20 protein-coding genes and 1 tRNA gene are annotated in these 23,821 nt (G+C 43.3%); 7 read left to right on the plus strand and 14 right to left on the minus strand.

Annotated elements, in window-relative coordinates; translation table 11 throughout:
• Positions 1-132: 132 nt before the first annotated feature.
• The 8 genes from JJQ94_RS16425 to rlmE form a co-directional block, all read right to left on the minus strand.
• Positions 133-2,376 (minus strand): TonB-dependent receptor, encoded by a 2,244-nt coding sequence (locus JJQ94_RS16425; protein WP_099028801.1) that lies wholly within the window; start codon positions 2,374-2,376, stop codon positions 133-135.
• Between the two features lie 550 nt (positions 2,377-2,926).
• Positions 2,927-3,011, minus strand: a tRNA-Leu gene (locus JJQ94_RS16430).
• 23 nt (positions 3,012-3,034) lie between these two features.
• Positions 3,035-3,382 carry a preprotein translocase subunit SecG gene (gene secG / locus JJQ94_RS16435; protein WP_099028802.1) on the minus strand — a complete coding sequence of 116 codons (348 nt, stop codon included), beginning with the start codon at positions 3,380-3,382 and terminating at the stop codon, positions 3,035-3,037.
• A gap of 4 nt (positions 3,383-3,386) precedes the next feature.
• Positions 3,387-4,127, minus strand: a complete 741-nt coding sequence (gene tpiA, locus JJQ94_RS16440; RefSeq protein ID WP_099028803.1) for a triose-phosphate isomerase — start codon at positions 4,125-4,127, stop codon at positions 3,387-3,389.
• Between the two features lie 79 nt (positions 4,128-4,206).
• Entirely contained in the window at positions 4,207-5,547 is a 1,341-nt protein-coding gene (gene glmM, locus JJQ94_RS16445; RefSeq protein WP_099028804.1) for a phosphoglucosamine mutase, read from the minus strand.
• Positions 5,544-6,389, minus strand: a complete 846-nt coding sequence (gene folP / locus JJQ94_RS16450; protein WP_099028805.1) for a dihydropteroate synthase — start codon at positions 6,387-6,389, stop codon at positions 5,544-5,546. Before folP ends, glmM begins: the two co-directional genes overlap by 4 nt.
• 148 nt (positions 6,390-6,537) lie before the next feature.
• Positions 6,538-8,490, minus strand: coding sequence for an ATP-dependent zinc metalloprotease FtsH (ftsH, locus tag JJQ94_RS16455; RefSeq protein WP_099028806.1), 1,953 nt, complete (start codon positions 8,488-8,490; stop codon positions 6,538-6,540).
• A gap of 67 nt (positions 8,491-8,557) precedes the next feature.
• A complete protein-coding gene (gene rlmE / locus JJQ94_RS16460; RefSeq protein WP_099028807.1) occupies positions 8,558-9,187 on the minus strand; it encodes a 23S rRNA (uridine(2552)-2'-O)-methyltransferase RlmE in 630 nt (209 codons plus the stop codon).
• Between the two features lie 86 nt (positions 9,188-9,273).
• Between rlmE and yhbY the strand changes: the two genes are divergently transcribed.
• The gene (gene yhbY, locus JJQ94_RS16465; protein ID WP_099028808.1) at positions 9,274-9,570 is read left to right on the plus strand and encodes a ribosome assembly RNA-binding protein YhbY; all 297 of its coding nucleotides are present in this window, start codon (positions 9,274-9,276) and stop codon (positions 9,568-9,570) included.
• Here the strand turns inward: yhbY and JJQ94_RS16470 are convergent.
• The gene (locus JJQ94_RS16470; RefSeq protein ID WP_099028809.1) at positions 9,567-10,814 is read right to left on the minus strand and encodes a serine hydrolase domain-containing protein; all 1,248 of its coding nucleotides are present in this window, start codon (positions 10,812-10,814) and stop codon (positions 9,567-9,569) included. The two genes, yhbY and JJQ94_RS16470, sit on opposite strands and share 4 nt — an antisense overlap.
• Before the next feature lie 98 nt (positions 10,815-10,912).
• On the opposite strand from JJQ94_RS16470, the gene JJQ94_RS16475 reads away from it, so the two are divergent.
• From JJQ94_RS16475 to JJQ94_RS16490, 4 genes are all read left to right on the plus strand, one after another.
• Complete coding sequence (locus JJQ94_RS16475) at positions 10,913-11,716, plus strand: hypothetical protein (protein ID WP_010605083.1); 804 nt, start codon at positions 10,913-10,915, stop codon at positions 11,714-11,716.
• A gap of 119 nt (positions 11,717-11,835) precedes the next feature.
• On the plus strand, positions 11,836-12,543 hold the full coding sequence (locus tag JJQ94_RS16480; protein ID WP_039497374.1) for a response regulator: 708 nt from the start codon (positions 11,836-11,838) through the stop codon (positions 12,541-12,543).
• Between the two features lie 21 nt (positions 12,544-12,564).
• A complete protein-coding gene (locus tag JJQ94_RS16485; protein ID WP_099028810.1) occupies positions 12,565-13,851 on the plus strand; it encodes a sensor histidine kinase in 1,287 nt (428 codons plus the stop codon).
• A gap of 222 nt (positions 13,852-14,073) precedes the next feature.
• A complete protein-coding gene (locus JJQ94_RS16490) occupies positions 14,074-15,420 on the plus strand; it encodes a sodium-dependent transporter (RefSeq protein WP_099028811.1) in 1,347 nt (448 codons plus the stop codon).
• Between the two features lie 35 nt (positions 15,421-15,455).
• Here the strand turns inward: JJQ94_RS16490 and JJQ94_RS16495 are convergent, their stop codons facing one another.
• Both JJQ94_RS16495 and JJQ94_RS16500 read right to left on the minus strand, forming a co-directional pair.
• On the minus strand, positions 15,456-15,902 hold the full coding sequence (locus JJQ94_RS16495) for a GNAT family N-acetyltransferase (RefSeq protein ID WP_099028812.1): 447 nt from the start codon (positions 15,900-15,902) through the stop codon (positions 15,456-15,458).
• Positions 15,903-15,975: 73 nt separating this feature from the next.
• Positions 15,976-16,719, minus strand: a complete 744-nt coding sequence (locus tag JJQ94_RS16500; protein WP_010605088.1) for a sporulation protein — start codon at positions 16,717-16,719, stop codon at positions 15,976-15,978.
• A 131-nt stretch (positions 16,720-16,850) separates the two neighbouring features.
• Between JJQ94_RS16500 and JJQ94_RS16505 the strand changes: the two genes are divergently transcribed.
• Both JJQ94_RS16505 and JJQ94_RS16510 read left to right on the plus strand, forming a co-directional pair.
• Positions 16,851-18,422 (plus strand): cation:proton antiporter family protein, encoded by a 1,572-nt coding sequence (locus JJQ94_RS16505; protein ID WP_099028813.1) that lies wholly within the window; start codon positions 16,851-16,853, stop codon positions 18,420-18,422.
• Between the two features lie 277 nt (positions 18,423-18,699).
• Positions 18,700-18,987 (plus strand): hypothetical protein, encoded by a 288-nt coding sequence (locus tag JJQ94_RS16510; protein WP_010373837.1) that lies wholly within the window; start codon positions 18,700-18,702, stop codon positions 18,985-18,987.
• A gap of 189 nt (positions 18,988-19,176) precedes the next feature.
• On the opposite strand, the gene JJQ94_RS16515 is transcribed toward JJQ94_RS16510, so the two are convergent.
• The 3 genes from JJQ94_RS16515 to JJQ94_RS16525 form a co-directional block, all read right to left on the minus strand.
• Entirely contained in the window at positions 19,177-20,163 is a 987-nt protein-coding gene (locus JJQ94_RS16515) for a sterol desaturase family protein (protein WP_099028814.1), read from the minus strand.
• A gap of 115 nt (positions 20,164-20,278) precedes the next feature.
• Complete coding sequence (locus JJQ94_RS16520) at positions 20,279-22,486, minus strand: TonB-dependent receptor family protein (RefSeq protein WP_099028815.1); 2,208 nt, start codon at positions 22,484-22,486, stop codon at positions 20,279-20,281.
• On the minus strand, positions 22,479-23,747 hold the full coding sequence (locus tag JJQ94_RS16525) for an imelysin family protein (RefSeq protein ID WP_099028816.1): 1,269 nt from the start codon (positions 23,745-23,747) through the stop codon (positions 22,479-22,481). Before JJQ94_RS16525 ends, JJQ94_RS16520 begins: the two co-directional genes overlap by 8 nt.
• Positions 23,748-23,821: the final 74 nt, after the last annotated feature.

Consider the following 23,821-nt stretch of genomic DNA (forward strand, 5'->3'; position numbering starts at 1 on the left):
ACAAGCACTTATATCTATCGCTTTTCGTTATGCTGAATGAGTTTCAATATAATTTAGGACGAGAGACTTAAAACAAAAAAAGCCGCCTAGCAAGAAACTAAGCGGCTTTTCTATATTCAAACTAGAGCTGGATTAATCTAACCAGAACTCTTTTTTGAACTTTATACCAAACTCACTGCGGTCATTGCTGCGCATGACACCAACAAAGCCACTTTGCTGTAGACGACCTACATCGTACACTTCGTTTAGCACGTTTTCACCGTATAGCGTTACTTCCATATCACCTTCAGCGTTGGTGTATGAGATGTTAAAGCCTAACAATTCGCGAGAATCAATATACTCGCTTGCACGTGTGACAGACTGACCTTGCATGTCTGAGCGATACGAGTAGCTTGCGTTAACTGCAATCGTTGCACCATGCTCTAAGTCATGGAAGTAAGATGGTGCCACCATCACAGTCCATCGTGGCGTGAGTGCTGGCGCATCGCCTTTACCAATACCAATAACACCTTCATCAACATGGGTAATTTCGGAGTCTAGGTAGCCGATTGAGCTGCGTACTGAGAAATCATCAGTAATTGCGATCGTCGTTTCAAGTTCAATACCTTGTGCTTTCGACTCACCTGCATTTTCCACGATAGTGACGAAACCACCGCCAGCAGTCGGGTCGTTGAAAGGTAACGCCAGATCGGTGTAATCCGTTACAAATGCAGCAACCATCATAGATACGTTTTCATGCACTTGGCCTTTGAAGCCGATTTCGTAGTTAATCGCTTTAGTTTCATCAAACGCAGCGAATTGATCTGGGCCACCAAATGGACGTGGTGGGAAGCCGCCACTTTGGTATCCTTTTTGGACCTGCGCGTAAACATTGATGTCACGAGTTAACTGGTATGACGCATTCATGTCCCACGTCACTTCGTCAAAGTCTGCGCTTACATATTTACGAGCACCAAAGCTTGGGAATAGTGCGTTTGCCTCTTTTTTGTCTTCAGAGTAACGTAAACCACCACCAATGCTGAACAGCTCAGTCACGTCAAAGCTTGCATTGATGTAAGCCGCATAGGCATCAGTTTCTTGGTTGATATCAAAGTAACCGTAGCCACCAAAAGAAGCAGTCTGACCATCGTTTAATAAGCCATTTGGCGTGTTCCACGGGCTAAATACGAACGGAACAGAGCTGGTAAAACCATCTTCGTTAAAGTAATAAAGACCCGATACAAAATCCCAAGCGTCATAAGTACCATTTAGTTGTAGTTCAAATGAGTACTGATCTGCACCACCCTCTTCTGGGAATTCAGATAGATTAAGTGCTACCGCATCGTCATCTAGGCCGCCGGTATATTCAGAGCTACGCTTGCTTGCGATAAATTTAACAGAGTAAACATCACTTGCTTGCCAATCAGCAGTCACTGAGCCGCCCCAACCAGAGTAATCTGTGCTTTCAATGCCAGCAACCGTTGTTGCCAAATCATCAGGATTGTTTGGCAGCATGGACTCATCTAGCAATGGGAAGTCACCATTGAAAGGGTCATTTGAGTCAAGTGGATCTGTTAACTCGATAGTATATGGCGATTGACCAGACTCGTTCTCAACGCCGTCAAATGCAGCGGTGACAATAAAATCATTCGTTGCTTGCCATCTAAGTGCTAAGCGACCACTAAACTCTTGCTCTTCGCCAATTTCTTTTTCTGGATTTGCTAAGTTGATTGCTTTACCTACACCATCGCGCTCTTTATAAGAAGCACTTGCAGAAAAGCTTAGTGTGTCTGTTAACGTTTGGCTTGTATACAGATCAGTCGCTAAACGACCGCGAGAACCTATTTTAGCTTCAACGCGTGCAACTTCTTCAGCGCCAGGTTGTTTAGTGATCACATTTACCGCACCGCCTAATGTGTTACGGCCGTACAGTGTACCTTGTGGACCACGTAGTACTTCAACGCGTTCAACGTTGGGCAGTGAAAGATTAGAACCCATCTGACGGCCAAGGTATACACCATCAACGTAAACACCAACACCTGGGTCTGTCGTGATCACATGATCTTGTAGACCAATACCACGGATAAATACAGAAGCATGCGCAGCGTTACCTACACCATAGCGAGTAATATTTAAGTTTGGAACGAACTTACCAATATCGTCTAGATTGCTGATATTGGCTTTATCAATATCGCTAGCACCGATAGAAGTAATCGCAGTAGGCGTTTCGAACAAACTTTCAGTACGTTTACGAGCAGTCACTTCTATTTTTTCAAAAACTTGTTTTTCTTGCTCTACATTCGCTTGTTCAGCCAATGCTGTACTAGGAAGGGTTACTGCTGCTAACACTGCAGCTGAAATCGCAGATAAACCAAGGCGAGGTAAAACTGTAATCATATAATCTCCAAAGGAATCACCGTGTGTGCTAGTTGCGAGAGGTCGCAAACTAGAGAAGTAACAAGCTAAGTCTTATTACTTCTTGCCCGTATCCGTTAAATCTAAATAGATTTGAACACTACAAATTTTAGGCATAAAAAAAGATGCACTAGGGGCATCTCTTTCCTCTGGAGGGGCATTATAGTCACAACAGGGATAAATTGAAATAATTATTTAATAAAAATTACTTTTTGGGTTTTTGTAACCATAATAAAACCAATATCAGGAAATTAATTTTTATAAAAAAGCGTTATGGAACAAATAATTATACTAGATAGCAGGATGATATGTTACTAAAGTGAAACTTCTGCCTAGGTTTTTGCCGTGGTGCTAGGTTCGTTTGAAATTTTGAGGCGAGAAAATCTTGTCGATAACAGCGCTACCGCATTCTGCTATTGCCGAGGTACCTATATCCATTTAGGCAAGGCGAAAATTCTGCTATTTAGTTGTTCTATAGGCTTAGTGGCAAACGGTAGACGAAAAAAAACCAGCATAAGCTGGTTTTTTTATTTGGTGCGAATGGGGGGACTTGAACCCCCACGGCCGAAGCCACCACCCCCTCAAGATGGCGTGTCTACCAATTCCACCACATTCGCAAATTCGGTGTATTTCCTAACGATTAATTAGGTACGTCAGAAGCTGGATTTTCTTCTGTCGCTGGCACTTCCTTTGTTGCTGGAACTGTTGTTGCAGCAGCTGGTGCCTCTAGATTTTCCCACTCGTTAGTCTTTTTAATCTGACCTGTAGTTAGGTTACCTAGAACAATGCTTAGCACAAAGAATACAGTTGCTAAGATTGTTGTTGTCTTGGTCATAAAGTTGCCTGCGCCTGATGAGCCGAAAACTGTCGCTGATGCACCTGCACCAAACGAAGAGCCCATATCTGCGCCTTTACCTTGTTGAATCAACACCATACCAATTAGTGCTAACGCCACAATTAAGTAAACAACCATTAGAATTTCGTACATTTACTTATCCTTTTGCACTTCTACATATTGCGGCGAAACTCTCAGGTTTTAGGCTTGCGCCACCGATAAGTCCACCGTCTATATCGTCTTGTGCGAATAACAATTCACTGTTCTGTTCATTAACACTGCCACCGTAAAGAAGCTGCAGTGATTGTGCGATTTGCTTGTCATTTTCTGAAAGCAAATCACGTATAAATTTGTGTACTGCTTGCGCTTGCTCTGGAGATGCTGTTTTACCAGTACCAATAGCCCAAACAGGTTCGTATGCTATCACAGAGTTAGTTAGCGCTGCCACACCTAATTTGGCAATAACAGCGTTTATTTGCCTAGCAACTACTTGCTCTGTCTGCCCATTTTCTCTTTCTTCTTCGGTCTCACCAACACATAAAATTGGAGTCAAACCTTGTTCTTGAGCATGTGCAAATTTATTAGCAACATCTTCATCGCTTTCGCCATAAATAGCTCGACGTTCTGAATGACCAACTAAGGTATATGTTGCACCTAGCGATTTTGCTAGGGACGCCTGAATTTCTCCAGTGTATGCGCCTTCTTTATATTCCGAAACAGTTTGTGTTCCGACAGTAAGCCCTTTACTTGCTGCTTGCTCAATGAGCATGGCAGGAGGAAAAACAATTACATCTGCTTGAAATGCTTGATTGCTTACTGCTTCTGATATTTGGTCAACGAGGGCCTTTGAGCCGTTCATTTTCCAGTTACCAGCAACAATTTGCTTTCTAGTTGTCATACGATACTCCGCAGTAGAAAGCGGGTGAGATACTAACTCTACTCACCCGAAGTTACAAGAAATAAATTTAATTTTTGGTTTAATTGCTCACAGATTCAACAACTTCAGCGATTTTTTGGGCAAAATCGATAACTTGCTTCTGTTGCTGAGCTTCAACCATGACGCGAACCACTGGCTCTGTACCAGATTTACGCAATAGCACTCTGCCCTTTCCGGCAAGTTGAGTTTCAACTTCAGCGACGACTGCTTTAACAGCGTCTTGCTCGGTTGGATCATTTTTAGTGCTATAGCGCACGTTAATCATCTTCATTGGGTATTTGCTAAAACCTTCCCCCAAATCTTTTAATGTTTTATTCTGCGCAACCATAGCTGCAAGCACTTGTAAGCTAGAAACAATGCCATCACCGGTGCTGATCAGATCCAGATTTAAAACGTGACCTGAGCTTTCGCCGCCGATTTTCCAGCCTTTCTCACCAAGTAGCTCCATTACATAGCGGTCACCGACCTTACTGCGCTCAAAAGCAATTCCGCGTGATTTAAGGGCGTTTTCGAGCCCCATGTTAGACATAACCGTACCCACAACGCCGCCACCTAATGTGCCATCGGCATGAGCTTGGCATGCAATAATATAGACGATGTCATCACCATCAAATACATGACCGTCGTGATCGACCATCATGACTCGGTCACCATCACCATCATAAGCAATACCAACATCCGCTTGATGTTCAAGCACGGCTTTTTTCAATGCTTCGACATGCGTTGCACCGCATTTTTCGTTGATGTTGACACCATTAGGTTCACACGCGGTTGTGATCACGTCCGCACCAAGTTCACGCATGACACTTGGCGCAATGTGATAAGTCGCGCCATTTGCGCAGTCCAACACCACTTTCAACCCTTCAAGCGATAGCTCTTTAGGAAACTGGCCTTTACAAAATTCGATATAGCGACCATCCGCACTCTCTAGACGCTTAGCTTTACCGAGTTTTTCAGACGCTACACACGTCATCGGTTCATCCAGCTTTGCTTCTATTGCAAGTTCCACCTCGTCAGGGAGCTTTTTACCATCGCCACCAAAAAACTTGATGCCATTATCATGGTATGGATTATGAGATGCACTGATCACAATACCAGCCTCAGCTCTGAACGTTTGCGTCAAGTAAGCAACAGCAGGTGTCGGCATAGGCCCTAATAAAATCACATTGATCCCAGCGGCAATTAACCCAGCCTCTAACGCGGTTTCAAGAAGGTAGCCAGAAATGCGGGTATCTTTGCCAATAATTACCTTTTTGGTACCACGCTCAGACAGCACTTTTCCAGCCGCCCAGCCTAGTTTCATTGCAAATTCAGGCGTAATTGGGAACTCGCCCACCATGCCCCTTACACCATCCGTACCGAAGTACTTTCTTGTTGTCATTGAGTAACTCCATTGACCGACGCCAGCCATACATTAAGCGCGTCGCTTGTTTCTTTTACGTCATGAACACGAATTATGTGCGCGCCTTTCTGCGCACATATCAGTGCACCGGCTAGACTCGCAGCTACGCGCTCATGCGTTTCCCGAGTGAGTAGTTGTCCAAACATGGACTTTCTAGAGAGGCCTGTCAGAATAGGTAAATTGAAAGCGTGAAACTTGTCCAACCCACCTAATATCTGAAAGTTATGCTCTAGAGATTTACCGAAGCCAAAACCAGGATCTAAAATCAGCCGATTGGTATCAATCCCAGCTTGCTTGCACGCACTGGTCCTAGCTTCGAAAAACTGACTGATGTCTGAAAATAAGTCATCATAGTGAGGGTTATTTTGCATTGAGCGAGGTTGACCTTGCATGTGCATTAAACAAATTGGTACATCACTGTATTGAGCTGCGACTTCAAGCGCACCAGGTTCTTGTAACGCTCTAACATCATTAATGATATCAGCGCCAGCCTCTATTGCTTGTTTCATCACCTCGGCTTTACTGGTATCTACCGAAATCACACAGCTAGAGTGTGTGCGAATTGCTTTAATAATCGGTATTACGCGCTGTAATTCTTCTTCTAATTGTACGTCTGGCGCACCAGGGCGGGTGGACTCTCCACCTATGTCTAAAATGGTAGCACCTTGTGAAAGCATTAAATTTGCTTGCTCGATTGCACTATCAAGGTGAGTAAAATGTCCACCGTCAGAAAATGAGTCGGGAGTAACATTTAAAATCCCCATTACCTGAGGCTTATCTAAACTAAGGGTGCGCTCTTTGGGTAAACGTAACTCGTACATTCTATACCTATTTTCTGTCGTCTAAGTTTGGTGATAACGAAAGGCTTATAGCAGTTGATTTAAGTTCTCGCGTTGAGTGCTAATAAAACTTATATCAACTGATACAAAAAAGCCCCGATTGCTCGGGGCTGTCGTATTCTACCTAATCTTACGATTTGTCATCAAGTTCTGAATTTGATGATGTATCGTTTGACTGCTCTTCTGCTGGTTTTTCAGCTTTAGGCTCAGGTTTTATTTCTGTTACTTTCGCAGATTCTGCTTTTTTCTCTGGCTTATTGTCATGCGCATCCCTTGGTGGACGAACGTCACGACGCTCCATTAGATCATCAATCTGCAATGCATCAATCGTTTCGTATTTCATCAACGCGTCTTTCATCGTGTGAAGAATATCCATATTATCTTTTAGGATTTGCTCCGCACGTTTGTAGTTGCGATCGATGAAATCTTTAATTTCAGCATCAATAAGCTTAGCGGTTTCATCTGACATACCTGACATGCGGTGAGAACCACCCCCCATGTACATCTCGCCTTGCTCTTCTAAATACATCTGTGGACCAAGTTTCGGACTTAACCCCCATTGAGTAACCATTTTCTTAGCAATATCGGTTGCGCGCTCAATATCGTTGCTCGCGCCTGTCGTTACTTTGTCATCGCCGTAAATCAGCGCTTCAGCGATACGACCACCGTATAAACTCGAAAGCATAGATTCTAGGTGTTGCTTAGAGTGGCTTACACGGTCTTGCTCTGGTAAGTACATTGTTACACCTAATGCGCGACCACGTGGAATAATCGACACTTTATATACTGGATCATGCTCAGGCACTAAACGACCAACAATCGCGTGACCGGCTTCGTGATAAGCCGTCATTTCCTTCTCTTGCTCGCTCATCACCATGGACTTACGCTCAGCACCCATCATGATTTTATCTTTCGCGGCGTCAAATTCCGCCATACTTACCTTACGCTTATTACCACGAGCGGCAAACAGTGCAGCTTCATTCACAAGGTTAGCTAAGTCAGCACCAGAAAAGCCCGGCGTACCACGTGCAATCACAGACGCTTCAACATTATCGTCTAATGGCACTTTACGCATGTGCACGTTTAAGATTTGTTCACGGCCACGAATATCCGGAAGACCGACCACGACTTGGCGATCGAAACGACCAGGACGTAACAGTGCAGGGTCTAGTACATCAGGACGGTTAGTAGCAGCAATAACGATAATACCTTCGTTACCCTCAAAGCCATCCATTTCTACAAGCATTTGGTTAAGTGTTTGCTCACGCTCGTCGTGACCACCGCCCATACCAGCGCCACGTTTACGACCTACTGCGTCGATTTCATCGATAAAAATAATACAAGGCGCTGCTTTCTTTGCCTGTTCAAACATATCACGAACACGAGATGCACCAACACCAACAAACATTTCTACGAAGTCAGAACCAGAAATGGTAAAGAATGGTACTTTTGCTTCACCAGCAACGGCCTTGGCAAGTAGGGTTTTACCCGTACCTGGAGGACCAACCATCAACACGCCTTTCGGAATGCTACCGCCCAACTTTTGGAACTTTGACGGGTCACGCAAGAAATCTACTAGCTCAGTAACGTCTTCTTTCGCTTCGTCACAACCAGCAACGTCCGCAAATGTTGTCTTAACTTGGTCTTCGCTCATTAATCGAGCTTTACTTTTACCAAACGACATTGCGCCTTTGCCGCCACCGCCTTGCATTTGGCGCATGAAGAAAATCCACACCCCGATAAGCAGTAGCATTGGGAACCAAGAAATAAAGATGTTCGCTAGGAAAGATTGCTCTTCCGGTGCAACACCCTTGATATTCACGTCATTCTTAAGTAAATCATTAACGAGATCTAAATCAGTTAATGGGATCACTGTTTGGAAACGATCTCCGCTAGAACGAACGCCACTAATCATGCCCGTTTGACGGTCAATACTGACTTCTCTTACAGAGCCATTGCGCACATCCTTTACAAATTGTGTGTAACTCGTTTGGCGATCATATTGTTCGCCACCGTTAAAGCTCTGGAACACAGTCATTAGCACTACTGCAATCACTAACCAGAGTATTAGATTTTTAGCCATATCGCTCAAGGAGTTAACCTCTTGTATCCAAAAAAATTCAAATTCAACTTGATGCTTTCCAACTGTACTACAGTTTGTAGCCCGTCGCCACTACATATACTTCGCGTGAACGAGGACGAGACGCTTTTGGTTTACGGATCTTTACGACCTTAAAACAATTACGTACCTCTTGTACAAATTGATCAAAGCCTTCTCCTTGGAAAACTTTAACCGCAAATGCACCGTTTGGTTTTAGCACTTGATGGCACATATCTAATGCTAGCTCGACCAGATACATACTGCCAGATTGATCGGTTGACATATTTCCGCTCATATTTGGTGCCATATCAGAAAAAACCACATCAACATTCTTGCCGTTTATTCTATCCAGTAATGCATTTAATACCGCTTCTTCTCTGAAGTCCCCCTGAAGGAAATCGACACCCGCTAATGAGTCCATCGGTAAAATATCACAAGCAATAACTTGTCCGTCAATATCTACCTGCTCTGCGAGATACTGTGACCAGCTCCCCGGAGCGGCCCCTAAATCAACTACCGTCATTCCTTTACGGATCAATTTATCCTTTTGCTGGATTTCTTCGAGCTTAAAAACCGCTCGTGAACGATAGCCACGTTTTTGGGCTTCATGTACGTACGGGTCTTCTACGTGTTCTTTTAACCAACGTTTCGAACTGGCGGAATGTTTTTTATTTGCCATATTAACTACAACTCATTAGTAATATTGTCTAGATGGCGTTAGAATATCGATAATTCAAGCCTTTTAATAAATAAGATTGTATCAATATGACCTTATCAAATAAACAAAAGCAGTTCCTAAAAGGGCTAGCTCATTCTTTAAACCCAGTTGTTCTTCTAGGCGCAAACGGCCTAACCGAAGGCGTCATGGCTGAAATTGAGCAAAACCTGAACATTCACGAACTCATCAAGGTAAAAGTACCAACTAACGACCGTGATACTAAGAAGCTGATTTTTGAAGCAATTGTTCGTGAAACAAATGCACACAAAGTACAAACCATTGGCCATATCATTGTGTTGTACCGCCAAAGCGAAGACAAAAAGATCCAGTTACCTCGTAACTAATCTTTGTTGTCTGCGACGTTTTCATCTGAAGACGTCGCAATCTCTTGTAATAAACTCGCTTCTTCTGCTTTTACTTTCTTAATTTCCTGCTCACTCACCTGAGGCAGTAATTTCTTCTCAAGCGCCAATGCGTCAACAATAAAGTCGTTCGTTAACTGATTAATGATACCACTCTCTGCATTTAACAGTAGGCTAAACCCAATTCCAAGCTCTGGAATAATCACCACATCGGTACGATAACCTTGCACCCAGCCGCTATGGTAATAGAGTAGTTTACCGTCGTAGCGATAAATTCGCCATCCAAGTCCATAGTAAGCTTCTTCTACATGACCACGCCAAACGCGTCTGCGCAGCTCACGTTTCGTCAACGTATACGGCACTGATTGCTTACTCAGAGCATCTGGTGATAAAACACTTGGATACATACCTAATTGTGCTTTTAACCACTGCGCCATATCAGCAGCACTGGCGTTTACACCTGCAGCCGGAAGCACTTTATAATAATGCGGCTTTAATTTTGCGGTATGCCAACGCTTTCGTCCTCTTACATGCGGCCACGCAAAATTATCGTTTTTTGTCATTTGCTCGTAGCCAAGACCGGCGTCATGCATATTGAGTGGCGCAAATACAAATTCTTCCATCCAGGTTTTGTAACTGATGTTCGTCGCTTGCTCGATAACGTCTCCAATCAAGCTAAACATGACGTTTTGATAACCGTAACACTCGCCGGGCTGACACAGTGCTTTAACCTGCAGTAAACGCTCAACAATTTGCGGGTAGTCCATGCGCGACTCGATTAGATTATCGTAAGCATTCGGCACTAAGCCACTCGAATGGCTTAACAGATGATAGAGCTTAAGTTGACTATAATCACCTTTGGCGACTTGCGGCAAGTAGCTACCCACTCTATCGTCAATATTAAAATACCCTTCGCTCGCCAATTTAGCCGTTAGGCTTCCTGCAAACGTTTTCGAAACCGATGCCAAGCGAAAGCGAGTTTGTTCGTTGACCACACTTCCTTGTCGACTTTTTGTCCTGCCAAAACCTTCTGCGTAGCTGCCGTGCTCGGCATGCACGACGGATAAAGCAGCACCGGGCACCGATTTTTCTTTTAGTTTGCGCTCGACTTGCTTAGAATAGCTCTTTAAAAATTGTGACCATTGCTGGTTTGGGGTTTTTGCAATCGTTATTTTTGGATAACTAATGCAAAAAAAACAAACTAATGTGAGAATTAGCGACTTCATAATGACTCATTTCATTAACACTCGCCCGCCATACTAACATGATGAATTGGCGGAACTCACTAAATATAAGAAAATAACTGTTTAATTGAGGTATTTTAATGCGTTTAGTGCTAGCAGCTCTATGTACAAGTCTACTTTTTGGATGTGTCACCACAGCGCCATTAGCGCCAAAGTTAGATGTACCTAAGAAGCCACTACTAAAAAAGTCTGTTTATCAAATCAGCTATAGTACCGAACTTAATTCCGCACGAATTAAATCAGTGCAATTGCCCGCTCACCCACTTGCTCAAGGTGACACAGTCTACATCAATGCCGATAAGGTAAGCTTGACTGATACACTGAGAAAGCAGATTGTTGCTTTGCTTGAGAAAAAAGGCCTGAAAGTTGTTGCAGCTAAGAACGCAAATTACACGCTAACTATTCATCAACTTGATTTGGAATTTGCAGCTAATAAGACGTACGCACTGGATAGGCCAAGAAATCCACATCCACATATTGCTGAGCTTGCGCAAAATTCGCCAGCATTTCAATGTACTAATATTGTGGCTTCAGTCAGTATGCGTTTAGCACACCAAGCTTCCTCCGATGTTGTCTGGTTTGCTAAATCTTCAGTAGATAGCGCGGGCTTCCAAGGTATCCCTTTACAATTTACCTTTACAGAGGTGGAGAAAATAGAAAACGAACACGATGTACTGTCGTTTATCGTTGCACAAAATACCGACGAGGCACGCCGTCAACGTGGCGAGAAGCCCGTTGATATTCCTCCTTACAAGGTAACTAAAACGGTTTCACCGCTTGAGAAAACCGCAGGTGCATGTACCCAAACGGAAGTGTCAGCGTTAACAGCGGATATGCAAAAACACTTGGCCGAGAGTCTAATTGAAAAGCTAAACGTTAAGTAGCATAAGTACTCGCCAGTTTGACAGAGGTCAACTGCAAGCTGGCGCTACACTTATTTACAGACAATAACGCTTTTAGGATTATACTCGACGCAGAAAAATAAAAAGTTCGGAGTAAAGACATGGAGCAATACGGCACAATCTTATTGGTTGAAGATGATACTTCATTGGCGCAATGGGTCGCTGAATATCTTGATAACCAAGGCTATAAAACACATTGCTGCTATCGCGGTGATGAAGTTATTGAACGTGTTAAGTCACTAGACCCCGACCTTGTTTTACTTGATCTTATGCTCCCAGGTAAGGACGGTATCAGCGTATGCCGCGACTTACGTCAGTTTTATAACAAGCCTGTTATTATGCTCACTGCCAAAGATGAAGAAATGGATGAAGTCATCGGTTTGGAAGTCGGTGCTAGCGATTACGTTATCAAGCCCGTTCGTCCTCGTGCCTTACTCGCTCGGATCAAAGCAAATGTGCGCGCTGCGCAGGAAAAACCGCAAGATCATCACGCAGCCAATCACGAACTCGTAGTTGGACAGTTATGTATCGACACTCAAGCTCGCAAAGTCAGTGTTGCTGGCCAAGAAGTCATCGTTTCTAGTGCCGAATATCTACTACTGCAATTTTTAGCCAGTCACGCTGGTGAAGTTGTCTCTCGCGATGCGGTATTTAAAGCGACAAAAGGGAGAGAATATGACGGCCTCGACAGAAGCGTTGATGTGCTCATTTCTGCCTTGCGTAAAAAGTTTAATGATGATCCTCAAAACCCAGAAAAAATTAAAACGGTGTGGGGTAAAGGATATCTACTCGTACCATCAGCTTGGTAATGAAGGTCGCAAGCTAATATCGTGAAGAAACTCTACATCTACTTACTCGCTGGTGCATTGATTTCGATCTTTGCACTGGGTTGGGTGATCGACACCTATAATCAGCAAACCGCTCCCTTAGAAGATAGTTTTGAGTGGCAAAGCAAACTAATTACCGGCCTTGCCAAGCAAGTTGCAAATATTGAGCAGGAAAAGCGCGAAAGTGCAACGGCCTTAATTGCCCAACAATTCGACATCAACATTCGTTATAAAGATGGCGATACTTTAGCCATGCCGCTCGAATTAAAACAACAGATGTTACTACCTGATGGGTTAGTGATAGAAAACGAGAATGTATATCTGCTAAAAACAACCCCTGAAATGGCGCCTGATTACGTTGAACTTGAATGGGAGCCTCAAATTGAACAGGCAGATTACGACGTATTGCTGACGTTATTTTTCTACGGTGGCATTTGCGCAATATTATGGTTTATTCTCTCTCCGTTAGTTAAACGCTTGATCGTTCTCAACACTGCAGCAAAGCACTTTGCCAGCGGTAATCTAAGCGCGCGCATCGCCCCCAATCATTTCACTTACATCCGTGACTTAGAAAATACCTTTAATCGAATGGCAAGCCAAATAGAGAAGTTGATGGCTGAGAATAAGCTAATGGCCTCCAGTCTTTCTCATGACATTCGAACACCTGTTGCGTGTTTAAGATTTGGCCTAGATGCAGCTTTAGATGAAAGCGACATCAATGCCATTCACGATTATTTAGCGCGCATGGAAAAAGATCTAGATCAAATGGAAGATATGCTCTCGAGCTACCTATCTTTTGCGACGCTTGAACAAAAGTCTCATTTACTCAAACATGAAGTAACGCCCCTATCTCGCTATGGTCAAGACCTGATGCAGCAAATGCAACCAAAGCTGCAAAAGAACCAGTTGTCTGGTCGTGTAGAAATTCCTGAACACTTAATGATCCATGGTGACTTACATTGGCTTGCAAGAGCAATAAGTAATTTGATCAGCAATGCCTGTGATTTTGCCACTGCCAGTGTGTTATTAAGTGCACACCGCACTGAGCATTGGCTCATTATTACCGTTGAAGACGATGGCCCTGGGATCGCGAGACAAAATTGGGATAAAGTCTTTAGCCCTTTCTTTCAAGAGCAAACTCATCGCAACCGTGCAGGCAAAAGCTATGGCTTAGGCCTTGCAATCGTTGCAAAAGTCATGGATTGGCATCATGGTACAGCCACCGTTAGCCAGTCAGAACGATTAGGTGGCGCAAAATTTGTGCTTTCGCTACCCTGTAAAGAAAAATAATTATTGTAAATAAGTCGCTACATGGCGATTTATCTCATATATAAATAATCGTGAAAACATTAGCTTATAAGCTAAGCTTTGCTTTTTGAGTGCAACAACTTAATTACGGCTAAATATCAGGCTAAAACTTGCGCTAAATCAAGGTAATTTACTCTTTTTATTTCTTTTTAATTACAGTAGATTGTCAGCGCCGTTAGAAATTTTTAGAGAAGTATAATAATTATGAGCAATGTCCGAGGAGAGTTCAGCTCTCGCTTTGGTTTTATTATGGCTGCCGCAGGGTCGGCGGTAGGTTTGGGAAACATTTGGGGGTTTCCAACACAAACGGCATCCAATGGTGGTGCTGCGTTTGTTTTAGTTTATCTGGTTTTGGCTTTTTGTCTTGCCTATCCAGCACTAATGGCAGAACTCGTTATTGGTCGTCACGGCCAAGCAAATGCCGTATCCTCACTGCGCAAACTGACAAATACAGCATGGCAAAGTAAGCTTGCTTTTGTTGTCGGATTCGGCGGTATCATTTGTGCGGGTCTTATTTTAAGTTTCTATGCAATCGTGGCGGGTTGGATGTTTAGTGCAACACTTGAACCCATCACGGAGGTTGCATCAATGACTCAAGCGCAATCTTGGCTTGCTGATCCGTCTATGTCGCGCAACATCGTCTTTACAGCCGCCTTTATTGCACTCACCGTGCTTATAATTAGTAAAGGCGTAGAAAACGGGATTGAAAAGTGGTCAAAGCGTTTGATGCCCGCACTTATCGGTATTTTATTCTCGTTAATTGCGTATGTATTAACCCAAGAAGGTGCTGTTGAAGGTCTTAAGGTGTATCTTGTTCCTGACTTTTCTTCTGTGCTTAATCCGCAGTTACTCGTTGATGCCCTAGGACAAGCATTTTTCTCGCTTTCGCTTGGTACCAGCGTGATGATCATTTACGGCTCATACATTAGTAAAAAAGAGAATTTAGTTTCACTTGGCGCAATGGTTACCTTAATCGACGTCTTTATCGCATTCATTGCCGGCTTACTTATCATTCCCGCCATGTATGTCGCGCAAGCGCAAGGCGTAGAGATTTTTGCAGCTGACGGCTCACTGCTAAATGAAGACACCTTAGTGTTTCAAGTATTGCCAGCATTGTTTGATAGCATGGGTAGTATTGGCCTTTTGGTAAGCTTCGCTTTCTTTGCTCTGATGAGTATTGCCGCACTCACCTCATCTATTTCGATGCTAGAAGCGCCCGTCTCCTATGCTGTTGAACGTTTTGCACTGGGCAGAGTACAGGCCACCTGGATCATCGGTACCTTGGTAACAGCCGTGAGCTTCACCATTTTGGTAAACATCGAAACCCTGTTCGGCTTTACTGTTAGCCTAACAACGAAGTTTGGTCAGCCACTACTTGGCATGCTGTGCTGTGTATTTGTCGGTTGGATTTGGCACAGAGCAAAACTGCTTAAAGAAATTGAATCAGGATGCCCGGAAGTTGGCAGTAGTTTCTTCTGGAAAGTATGGCCTTGGTACATCCGCTTCGTTTGTCCAATTGCCATTGCTGCGGTATTTTTAAATTCACTATAATTTCGCTCATAAAAAGAGGCTACGCATAGCCTCTTTTACTTTTTCACAAATAGCATATCCTGATGCGGGATCCCATCTTCTAGATAATCTTCACCTTGCTTCACAAAGCCGAGCCCCGTATAAAATTTGTCTAAATAACACTGCGCAGAGATAACTAAAGCCTCATGAGTAATATCCGTATCACAACAAGCAATCGCGCGATGCATAAGGTCGTGTGCAACGCCCTGTCCTCGAAGTATTGACGAAACAATAACACGGCCAATGGATGCGGTAGTTACGGATTTTCTATAACAACGAGCATACGCTAAAATTTGTTCGCCTTTAACCAAAAACAGATGTCGAGTTTCAGGCGCTCTATCGATATCATCAATTTCTGGATAGGGACATGCTTGTTCCACAACGAATACATCTACCCTTAGCTTTAAAATCTCAAAAAGCTCATCTTTTGTAAGTGCATCATAACTTTTAATTTGCCAATTCATTTTCTTCTCTGTCATTTCTGCTTGAAATAAAAACGCCCAGACAAAGCTGGGCGTTTTGGAGTAAATTGAGTGATTATGAGAACAGTCGCTCCAACTGATCGCATAGCTGAGAGATATTTACGTGATCGTGCTCAATCGTTAGATCGACGTAACCATCCCCTCGAAACGCTCTGTCCAACTCTATCAGTACATGAGTTCGATGCGCTTCAGGTACAAACGAAAGCTCAACTTCTTGTAGTCCAAATAATGCTCGTGAGTTTGGTCGGTATTCTAGTTCTTGATAGCAACCAGAAACAGACTGAAACTCAGACGCTCGTAAATAGCCCTTTTCTACATCCGCTTTCACTAAATGGAAGCCTAATCGCTCCATCGCTGTCATACATGCTTTCACTGCTTCATTTGGATAAATGTGTAAAGCATCTTTATCTGATGGATCGATTGCTAAATCAATGTCTAAGCCAGTCTCAATCCAAACATGACAACGGTTGAAGCCCGCATTGATTTCTGTGATTGGTGTTTCTGAATGAAGTCGAGCTTCAAAAGGAATAACTTTTTCTTCGCCTGGGCCTATCGTGAAATTATTACCTACACGCCAACGGTCAATAACATGATTACTAAAATATTCTCCGTCTTCCCCTTCAACTTTAACTCTTGTCATTAGCGCAAGCTCTAAACCTGTTACTTCTTGGCTAACGTCACCGCCTTTTACTACAATTTGCGCTTGAAATTTCTGTCCCGGGTGCAAATGCTCTGTTTCCAATACAGTATCTACTTTTGCCGCACCGATACCGACAGATGCTAGGATCTTCTTAAACATTACGTCTCCTGTCCGGTATGTCCTTACCTGCATCATAACCATATTTTTTCCAACTTGTCAGCGAAAATTTATAATTTATATATCAGGAGGTTTTGGTACACTGCTCATATCTTGGATAAAAATTTAAAGTTATGGAACTGCTCTATTTTGCTGTCGCATTTGCATGCGGATTTTCTGTTTATCAATTAAAGCTTCCTCCTTTGATTGGTTTTTTGATGGCAGGCTTTGTCTTAAACCTACTTGGCCATAAAACCACAGACTTACTTACCCAACTGGCAGATCTTGGCGTAACGCTGCTGCTTTTCAGCATAGGTTTAAAATTACGAGTTGGTAACCTCATAAAGCCTCAGGTTTGGGCGCCAGCGAGTATGCACATCGTTACCAGTACTGCGTTTTTTGCTAGCCTTTTGTTGATGCTAGGGGCGATGAGCATGCCTTTATTTACCGACCTAGATTGGCAAAGCGCTCTATTGGTTGGTTTCGCATTTAGCTTTTCCAGTACCGTTTTTGCGGTAAAAGTGCTAGAAGAGCGCGGCGAAATGGCAAGTCTTCACGGTAAAATATCAATCGGTATTTTGGTTATGCAAGATATCTTTGCGGTTATCTTTCTCGCCGTCAGTACGGGCAAAGTACCCAATATGTGGGCACTTGCACTGCTGGTGATGCTACCGCTTGTACGTCCGGTTATGTTTTGGGTATTAAGCCGTTCAAAACATGGTGAGTTACTCCCTCTTTTTGGCTTCTTTTTTGCGCTAGTCTCAGGTTATCATGCCTTTGAATTTGCGGGTCTCAAAGGTGATCTCGGTGCGCTGATCATGGGTATGATTTTCGCCCCACATAAAAAAGCGGGTGAATTATCAAAATCACTACTGAATGTAAAAGACATCTTGCTTGTTGGGTTTTTCTTGAATATTGGTTTGAATGCCACGATTACACTGGACGCACTTTTGATAGCGATTCTACTGGTAATTGTTCTACCGATTAAAGTCTCACTTTATTATCTCTTCACCAATATGTTCAAATTGCGTGCTCGTACATCGCTATTGAGCGCTTTTACCCTAACAAACTATAGCGAGTTTGGTCTTATTGTGTGTGCCGTTGCATCTGCTTCTGGTGCGGTTGCTCCTGACTGGTTAGCGGTCGTGGCTATTGCTGTTTCTATCACTTTTGTGATTGCGTCTCCACTAAACAAACGCTCGAACGAGATCTACGTTAAATTAGAGCCTTGGTTATTAAAGTTTGAGAGCCAAGACCGCTTAGAAGAAGAGCTACCCGTAAACTTAACCGATACCAAAATCGTAATATTTGGCATGGGACGAATTGGAACGGGTGCTTATGAAACGATACAAGCCAGCTTCCCAAATACTGTTGCTGGTGTAGATATTAAGCCTGAGGTGGTTGAAAAACATGTTTCCAGAGGACGCAGAGTATTGACTGCCGATGCAACCGACCCTGATTTTTGGCAACGTGTAAATCATTCTGAAGTAGAAATGGTTATGCTCGCGATGCCAAAGCATATGCAGAATATTTACGCACTAGAGCAGCTAAAAGCATCAGGTTACAACGGCCAAGTTACCGCCATTGCGAACTACCCTGATCAACAGAAGGAATTAGAAGAAATGGGCGTGAATTCTACCTATAACTTCTACCTTGAAGCAGGTAGTGGTTTTGCAGAACACGTAAAAGAGAAATTATTTACTTAAATTAGATACTGGTTCTCAGTATCATAATTGGTACTGAGAACTATTTTCATATTCAGATCATTGTGTTACGTCTAGACGTCTATTTTTATTGTTTCATTCCTCTCATTATTCGATTTACAAAGCTTTACATCCAAGATGGTAATTTGCCCCCACTTCAGAGTAAACTGACCACATCGGACATGGCGTAAGTATCTATTTTATGAACATAAATTGATACCGAATGCCTTTTGAACATCGTGTCACTGGATTGTGAACAGGCTATACCTTTGGGGGTTTTATGATTAAGAATAAATCTAATGGTCAATTTTCTGCAGTAGTGGATGACGTCAAGGCTGCGCCTTTTTCAGACCTCCAAGAAAGACTAGACGCAATTCAGGACAGCGGCATGACAGCGCTGGCAATTCGCAACATCCTATTTCATAAAATGCTCGATATGCATGCGGTACCAAACGATCATTATTTAAGAGATGAAGAAACACCGAGCCGTTTAGACGATCCAAAACTAATTGAAAAGTTAAATGAGCTGGGCTTTTTCCGCAGCAAGCCATCATCGCAACTACACTAGTAAAGATTTAGGGAGCCTACTCTCCCACATAGGCTGACAATGCCCGTCGTCAGCCTATTTTCCTCTTCTAACGACAAGCCTTCTCCTTTTACACAAGCATTCTTATTCACAGTAATAAAAAACGTAAGCTATTACGGTGATCTGCAACAGCAATTTTTCCCTTACAAAGATGTGGAGCTGAATACGAAGTCAGTCACCCTGCGGAGATTTGAGTGGTGGGTTATTTTTCTTTTTCGGTAATAACGTTTTCCAAGCCAGCTTGAATGGCTTCAAGTAAATCGCGGTCAGTGAATCATGCCCTGCATCATATTGTCCAACTCCAATGGTGATTTTACCCGCGCTCGAGGCCTTAATAAGCGAGCCATATATACGATCCCAAATGGCTAGTGCTGAGCCTAAATTGGTATCAAAATGGATTGGATTGTCACTGTGATGCACTTGGTGTTGTGCCGGACTAATAAACCAATTCTCTAGCCTATCACCCCAACTCAGCCAGATATGTGAATGCCTTAAATTGGCCCCAAAGATATTAAATAAAAAGACAAACGCATTCGCACCAAGAATATCGTACATGCTCAAGCTACTACCAAATACGTAATACCCTACTCCAACCACAATTCCTTGGGTTAATGCCATACGACAGGCGTACAGGTAGCTTTCAACGGGATGTGAGCGATAAATGGTAAAGGGAGTTAGGACTTTTGCAGAATGGTGCACCTTGTGAAACTCCCAAAAGAATGGGATTTTATGTAGCATCAAGTGCAGTAAGAACCGAGTGAGGTCATCGACTATAAATAAAAACAACGTAAATAGCCCAATCACCACCCATTCTGGTGCTTCAAGATGTAACGCTGGACCAAAAAGCACTTCAAGCCCACCTGATAACCCCAACGCCACCGGTACCATAGTCAACACGATAGGTGTGAACGTCGCTGCCTTTATTAAACGATTTGTGATCAATAAACAGTAATCGAGCTTGGCGCTTTTACACCACCACACTTGCTTAGGAAACAGGAACTTTAAAAAACCTTTACCAGAGCGCGCTTTTTCTGTGGCGATATAAACAGGAACAGCCATCAAAATGGCACTAAACAAGTATGGCAAATACACTCTTTTATTGGCATCGAACAAGTAGCCAGGGAGTTCAGTAATGCTTTGCCATAATTGCTCTAACATATTCATTTCCATCAAAAAGAAATAATGAGTTCATATATCTTTGGAATAACTCCATGGGCCCACGACAGAAGCCATGAAGCTGCGGCTCTTATTTAAGAGCCGCATAGACAATCAATTAAAACTGGTATTTATAACCTAAACTAAATTGTCTTGGTTTGCCTGGGCGCGCTCCATACGGGCGACGACTGACAATTTCTGCTTCGTCGAACAAGTTGTCGATTTTAGCATAGATTTGACCATACTGACCTAGCTCGTAACTTGCGGATACATCAACGATGGTTGTGTTTGGCACCTTTTCGCCTTCAAGTACAAGCTCAAAGTCGTCAGTGCTTCTGCCAGCAGCTTCGCTCATCTCACTGATGTATTTGATGGCTACGTTAACTTTCCAGTCACTTGCTGCAAGGCCAATATTAAAAGTGGCTTGATGAGACGGTAAATAAGGAAGCTCATCACCGTTTTTAATATAACCCCATTGTGCGAACGTTGTGGCACGCTCATTTTGGAATTCACCTTTAGTATAGGTGTAAGTCAGGCTGTAAGGGATATCCAGTTGAAGATTCAAAGGATAACGTTGTGCAAACTGCATTTCGAGACCGTAAACATCCACCTCACCGCCACTGAACTGCTGGTCTTGTTGGTCATTGACACCACAGTTAGACTGACCACAGCTTTCGTTCAGATTCTCATAATCGTTGAAAAAGCTCACAATCTCAAACTGAGTCACACCATCATTAAAGCGCCCACCAAATTCGTAGTTAACACTCTTCTCAAGCTCTATATCAGGATCTTGTTGTGGTGAAGAAGGCACAAAACCTTGGTGCACACCGAATAAAAGACCGGCATCATCAGAAAGCTGATAGAAACCACTTAGGCTAGGTAGCCAAATACGGGTGGTTTTATCAATCCAAACATCGGCATCTTTATTATCTTGGTAAGACATGTCCATCAGCTCGCCACGAAGACCAAGGCCGAGTGTCAACGCATCAAGTTGTACTTTGTCTTCTAGATATACCGACCACGCTTTGGTATTTTCAGTATTCAGTGATGTAAACTGCTTTGAACCCTCTAGCAACACAGGTGAACCACCTTCCATTGCATATGCTTGCTCAAAATGTTTGCGCTCAATTTCATCTTCATGGAAACGCACGCCAACAGCAATATCATGGGTTAAGTTAAACAGACTAAAACTCGTATTGGCATCGACTTGAAGACCTTGAGAGAAATACTCACGGTCATTAGTCCCCATATTCAAAAAGATATTTGAACCTGCAACGACAGAGTCCCTTGCCCCTGTGATCACGCCGTACTCATTTGCAAAAGTCTCTGGGTTTGCCATGATTTTTGACAGTGATGGTCCACTTTTGCTCCCCACACTATTGAGCTTAAGCCAAGCTCGCTCATAGTCATTACGGTACAGTCTTGTTGTAACGTTAAAGTCTTTGCCATCAAGCACATGGGATAACATTACCTGAGTATGCTTGGTATCCATCTCTGCAGGCTGAGACGCTGCGTATCGACGATACGGGTTTTCAGCAAAATCTGCATCCGTTAAACCAAGGTAAGTTTCATCGGACAACTCGTCGGCATAGCTGAGTTTTAAGCCAAACGTATGGTTTAGTTCACCTTGAGAAAGTTTATAATTAAACTTGGCTAAGATATCGTTCTTCTCAAACCCCGTATCACCACCACCATCAAGCTCTTTAAAACCATCGGCTTGTAGATTTACCGCTTCGAATAAGAAGCCAACATTATTTACTACTGAACCATAGTAACCGTGTGCTTTGGAATAACCATCGCTGCCAGCCGCAACATCGATACCGCCTTCTGTAAATTCTGGAACTTGGCGAGTTACTAAGTTAAGCGCACCAGCAACTGTTTGCGGACCATGCTTGATAGCCGCAGGTCCTTTAAACACCTCAACCGCAGTCATACGAGTCGTAACCGGAAAATAATAAGCAGCCGGCGCAGAATAAGGTGCGGGGCCAATGAGCACACCGTCTTCCATTATGGTGATTTTTTTGCTTCGCTCAGGTGTTACACCACGAAAGCCAATGTTTGGTCGCAGGCCATAACCATCTTCTTCACGAATATTAACGCCAGGCACATTGGAAAGAATACGGTGAATATCATCATATTCGTATTCTGCCAACTGCGCTTCTGACAACAAAGTTGCAGAGCCGGCTTCTTTTCGCAATTTATCGTGGTGGCTGATAATAGAGATATGCTCAATATCTTGATTGTCATCCGCAGCTTGCGCTTGCGGTAGTGCAAAAATTACCGCTACCGCTAATAAAGATTTCTTCATGTTCATGCGCTTAGTCATTGTCACCTGCCGAAGTTTGTGGAAGTTCTAGGGCGAGCTTTTCGATAAACTCGGTCTTTAAATCATCCGTCACTTTTTTAACGTCTGTATGCGTTTGCGTCACTTGCTCTGTAGAACCTGCAAGCTCAGCTTTAAGGCTCGCATTCATCGCAAGCAGTGTAGCTTCTGCATCCGCTAGCCCTGCAAGCATGCGCTCTTTTACATCACTACCATTCTCAGCATCTAAAAAGTCGTCAAAGCCCAATGTATTCTCAGCATCTTGGCCATTACCAGTGAAGATGTTTCTAAATGCTCTGATGTTAGCAAGTAAATTCTCTTTAGAATGTTCTGCAATTGGCGACTCCACCGCTTCAGGGCAAGCCTCTAAACCACACGCATTCGGAAAACCTAGGCCTAACGGCGTCGCTATTTTGCCGTCTTTTAGCTCTTCGGTCATGTAAAATAACGCCTTTGATATTTCATTAAGCGCTAAGTGGGGCGTGTCAAACGGCGAGCCTGGTTGTCCTGCATTAACAAGTTTAGCTGCGTAGCCATTTTCTCCAGTCCATTGAGACAAGAGTATATTGCTCTGTGCTTCAATGTCTTTAGCCACTTCCGTCGCAAACTCACAACGCGCAATCACTCTTTCCTGAGTTGAACGGCTATTCCATGGTGCCAAAGCATCATTCACTGACGAGCAGTTATGGTCAAGATTGCTATTGAATAGAAGGTGCTCTAAGGCAGTTAAACCTTTGCGGTTTGCTGTACGCTCAGAGATATTATAAGGATTACTAGCATTACCATTAATAACGCCATCTTCAAAATACACTACATCCAAGTCGATATCACATAAAGAGCCTGTAGCGGGCCAAACATAAATGTTATTTTTAAGCTCTTTACTATTGGCAGTAAGTGGACCCATTTGCATCAATTCAACATACTGCCACCCAACCATAGCGCTGCGCCAGCTTTGTTGAGCACTCAGCCTTAACGCGGCGGTATTTTCTGCCAGTGCTTTTTCAGCACTACAATAACTCGTAACTTCAAGTTGTTGTGTTACAGCGAGTTCATTGAATTGCTCAATGGCAGGGGTAAGCACATTATTCACTAGGTTACTTACCAAGGCTGCTTCATCAAATTGCGTGGGTAAAGTTGGGTTATCCGTTCCCGAGTTATTATCCTTCACTCCAGGTCCTTGGCTGCTTGAAGTACTTTCACCACAACCCGACAATACCAAAGCCACAGCGACGGCAGCAGCACTTAAACGTTTAGATACTCTCATTTGTATTCTCTATTATCTATATACAACAAAAGGTTAGCGGAATTAACGGCTAACCTTTTAACGTTATAAACGAA

The organism is Pseudoalteromonas sp. GCY (genome assembly GCF_016695175.1).
Classification (GTDB): Bacteria; Pseudomonadota; Gammaproteobacteria; order Enterobacterales; family Alteromonadaceae; genus Pseudoalteromonas.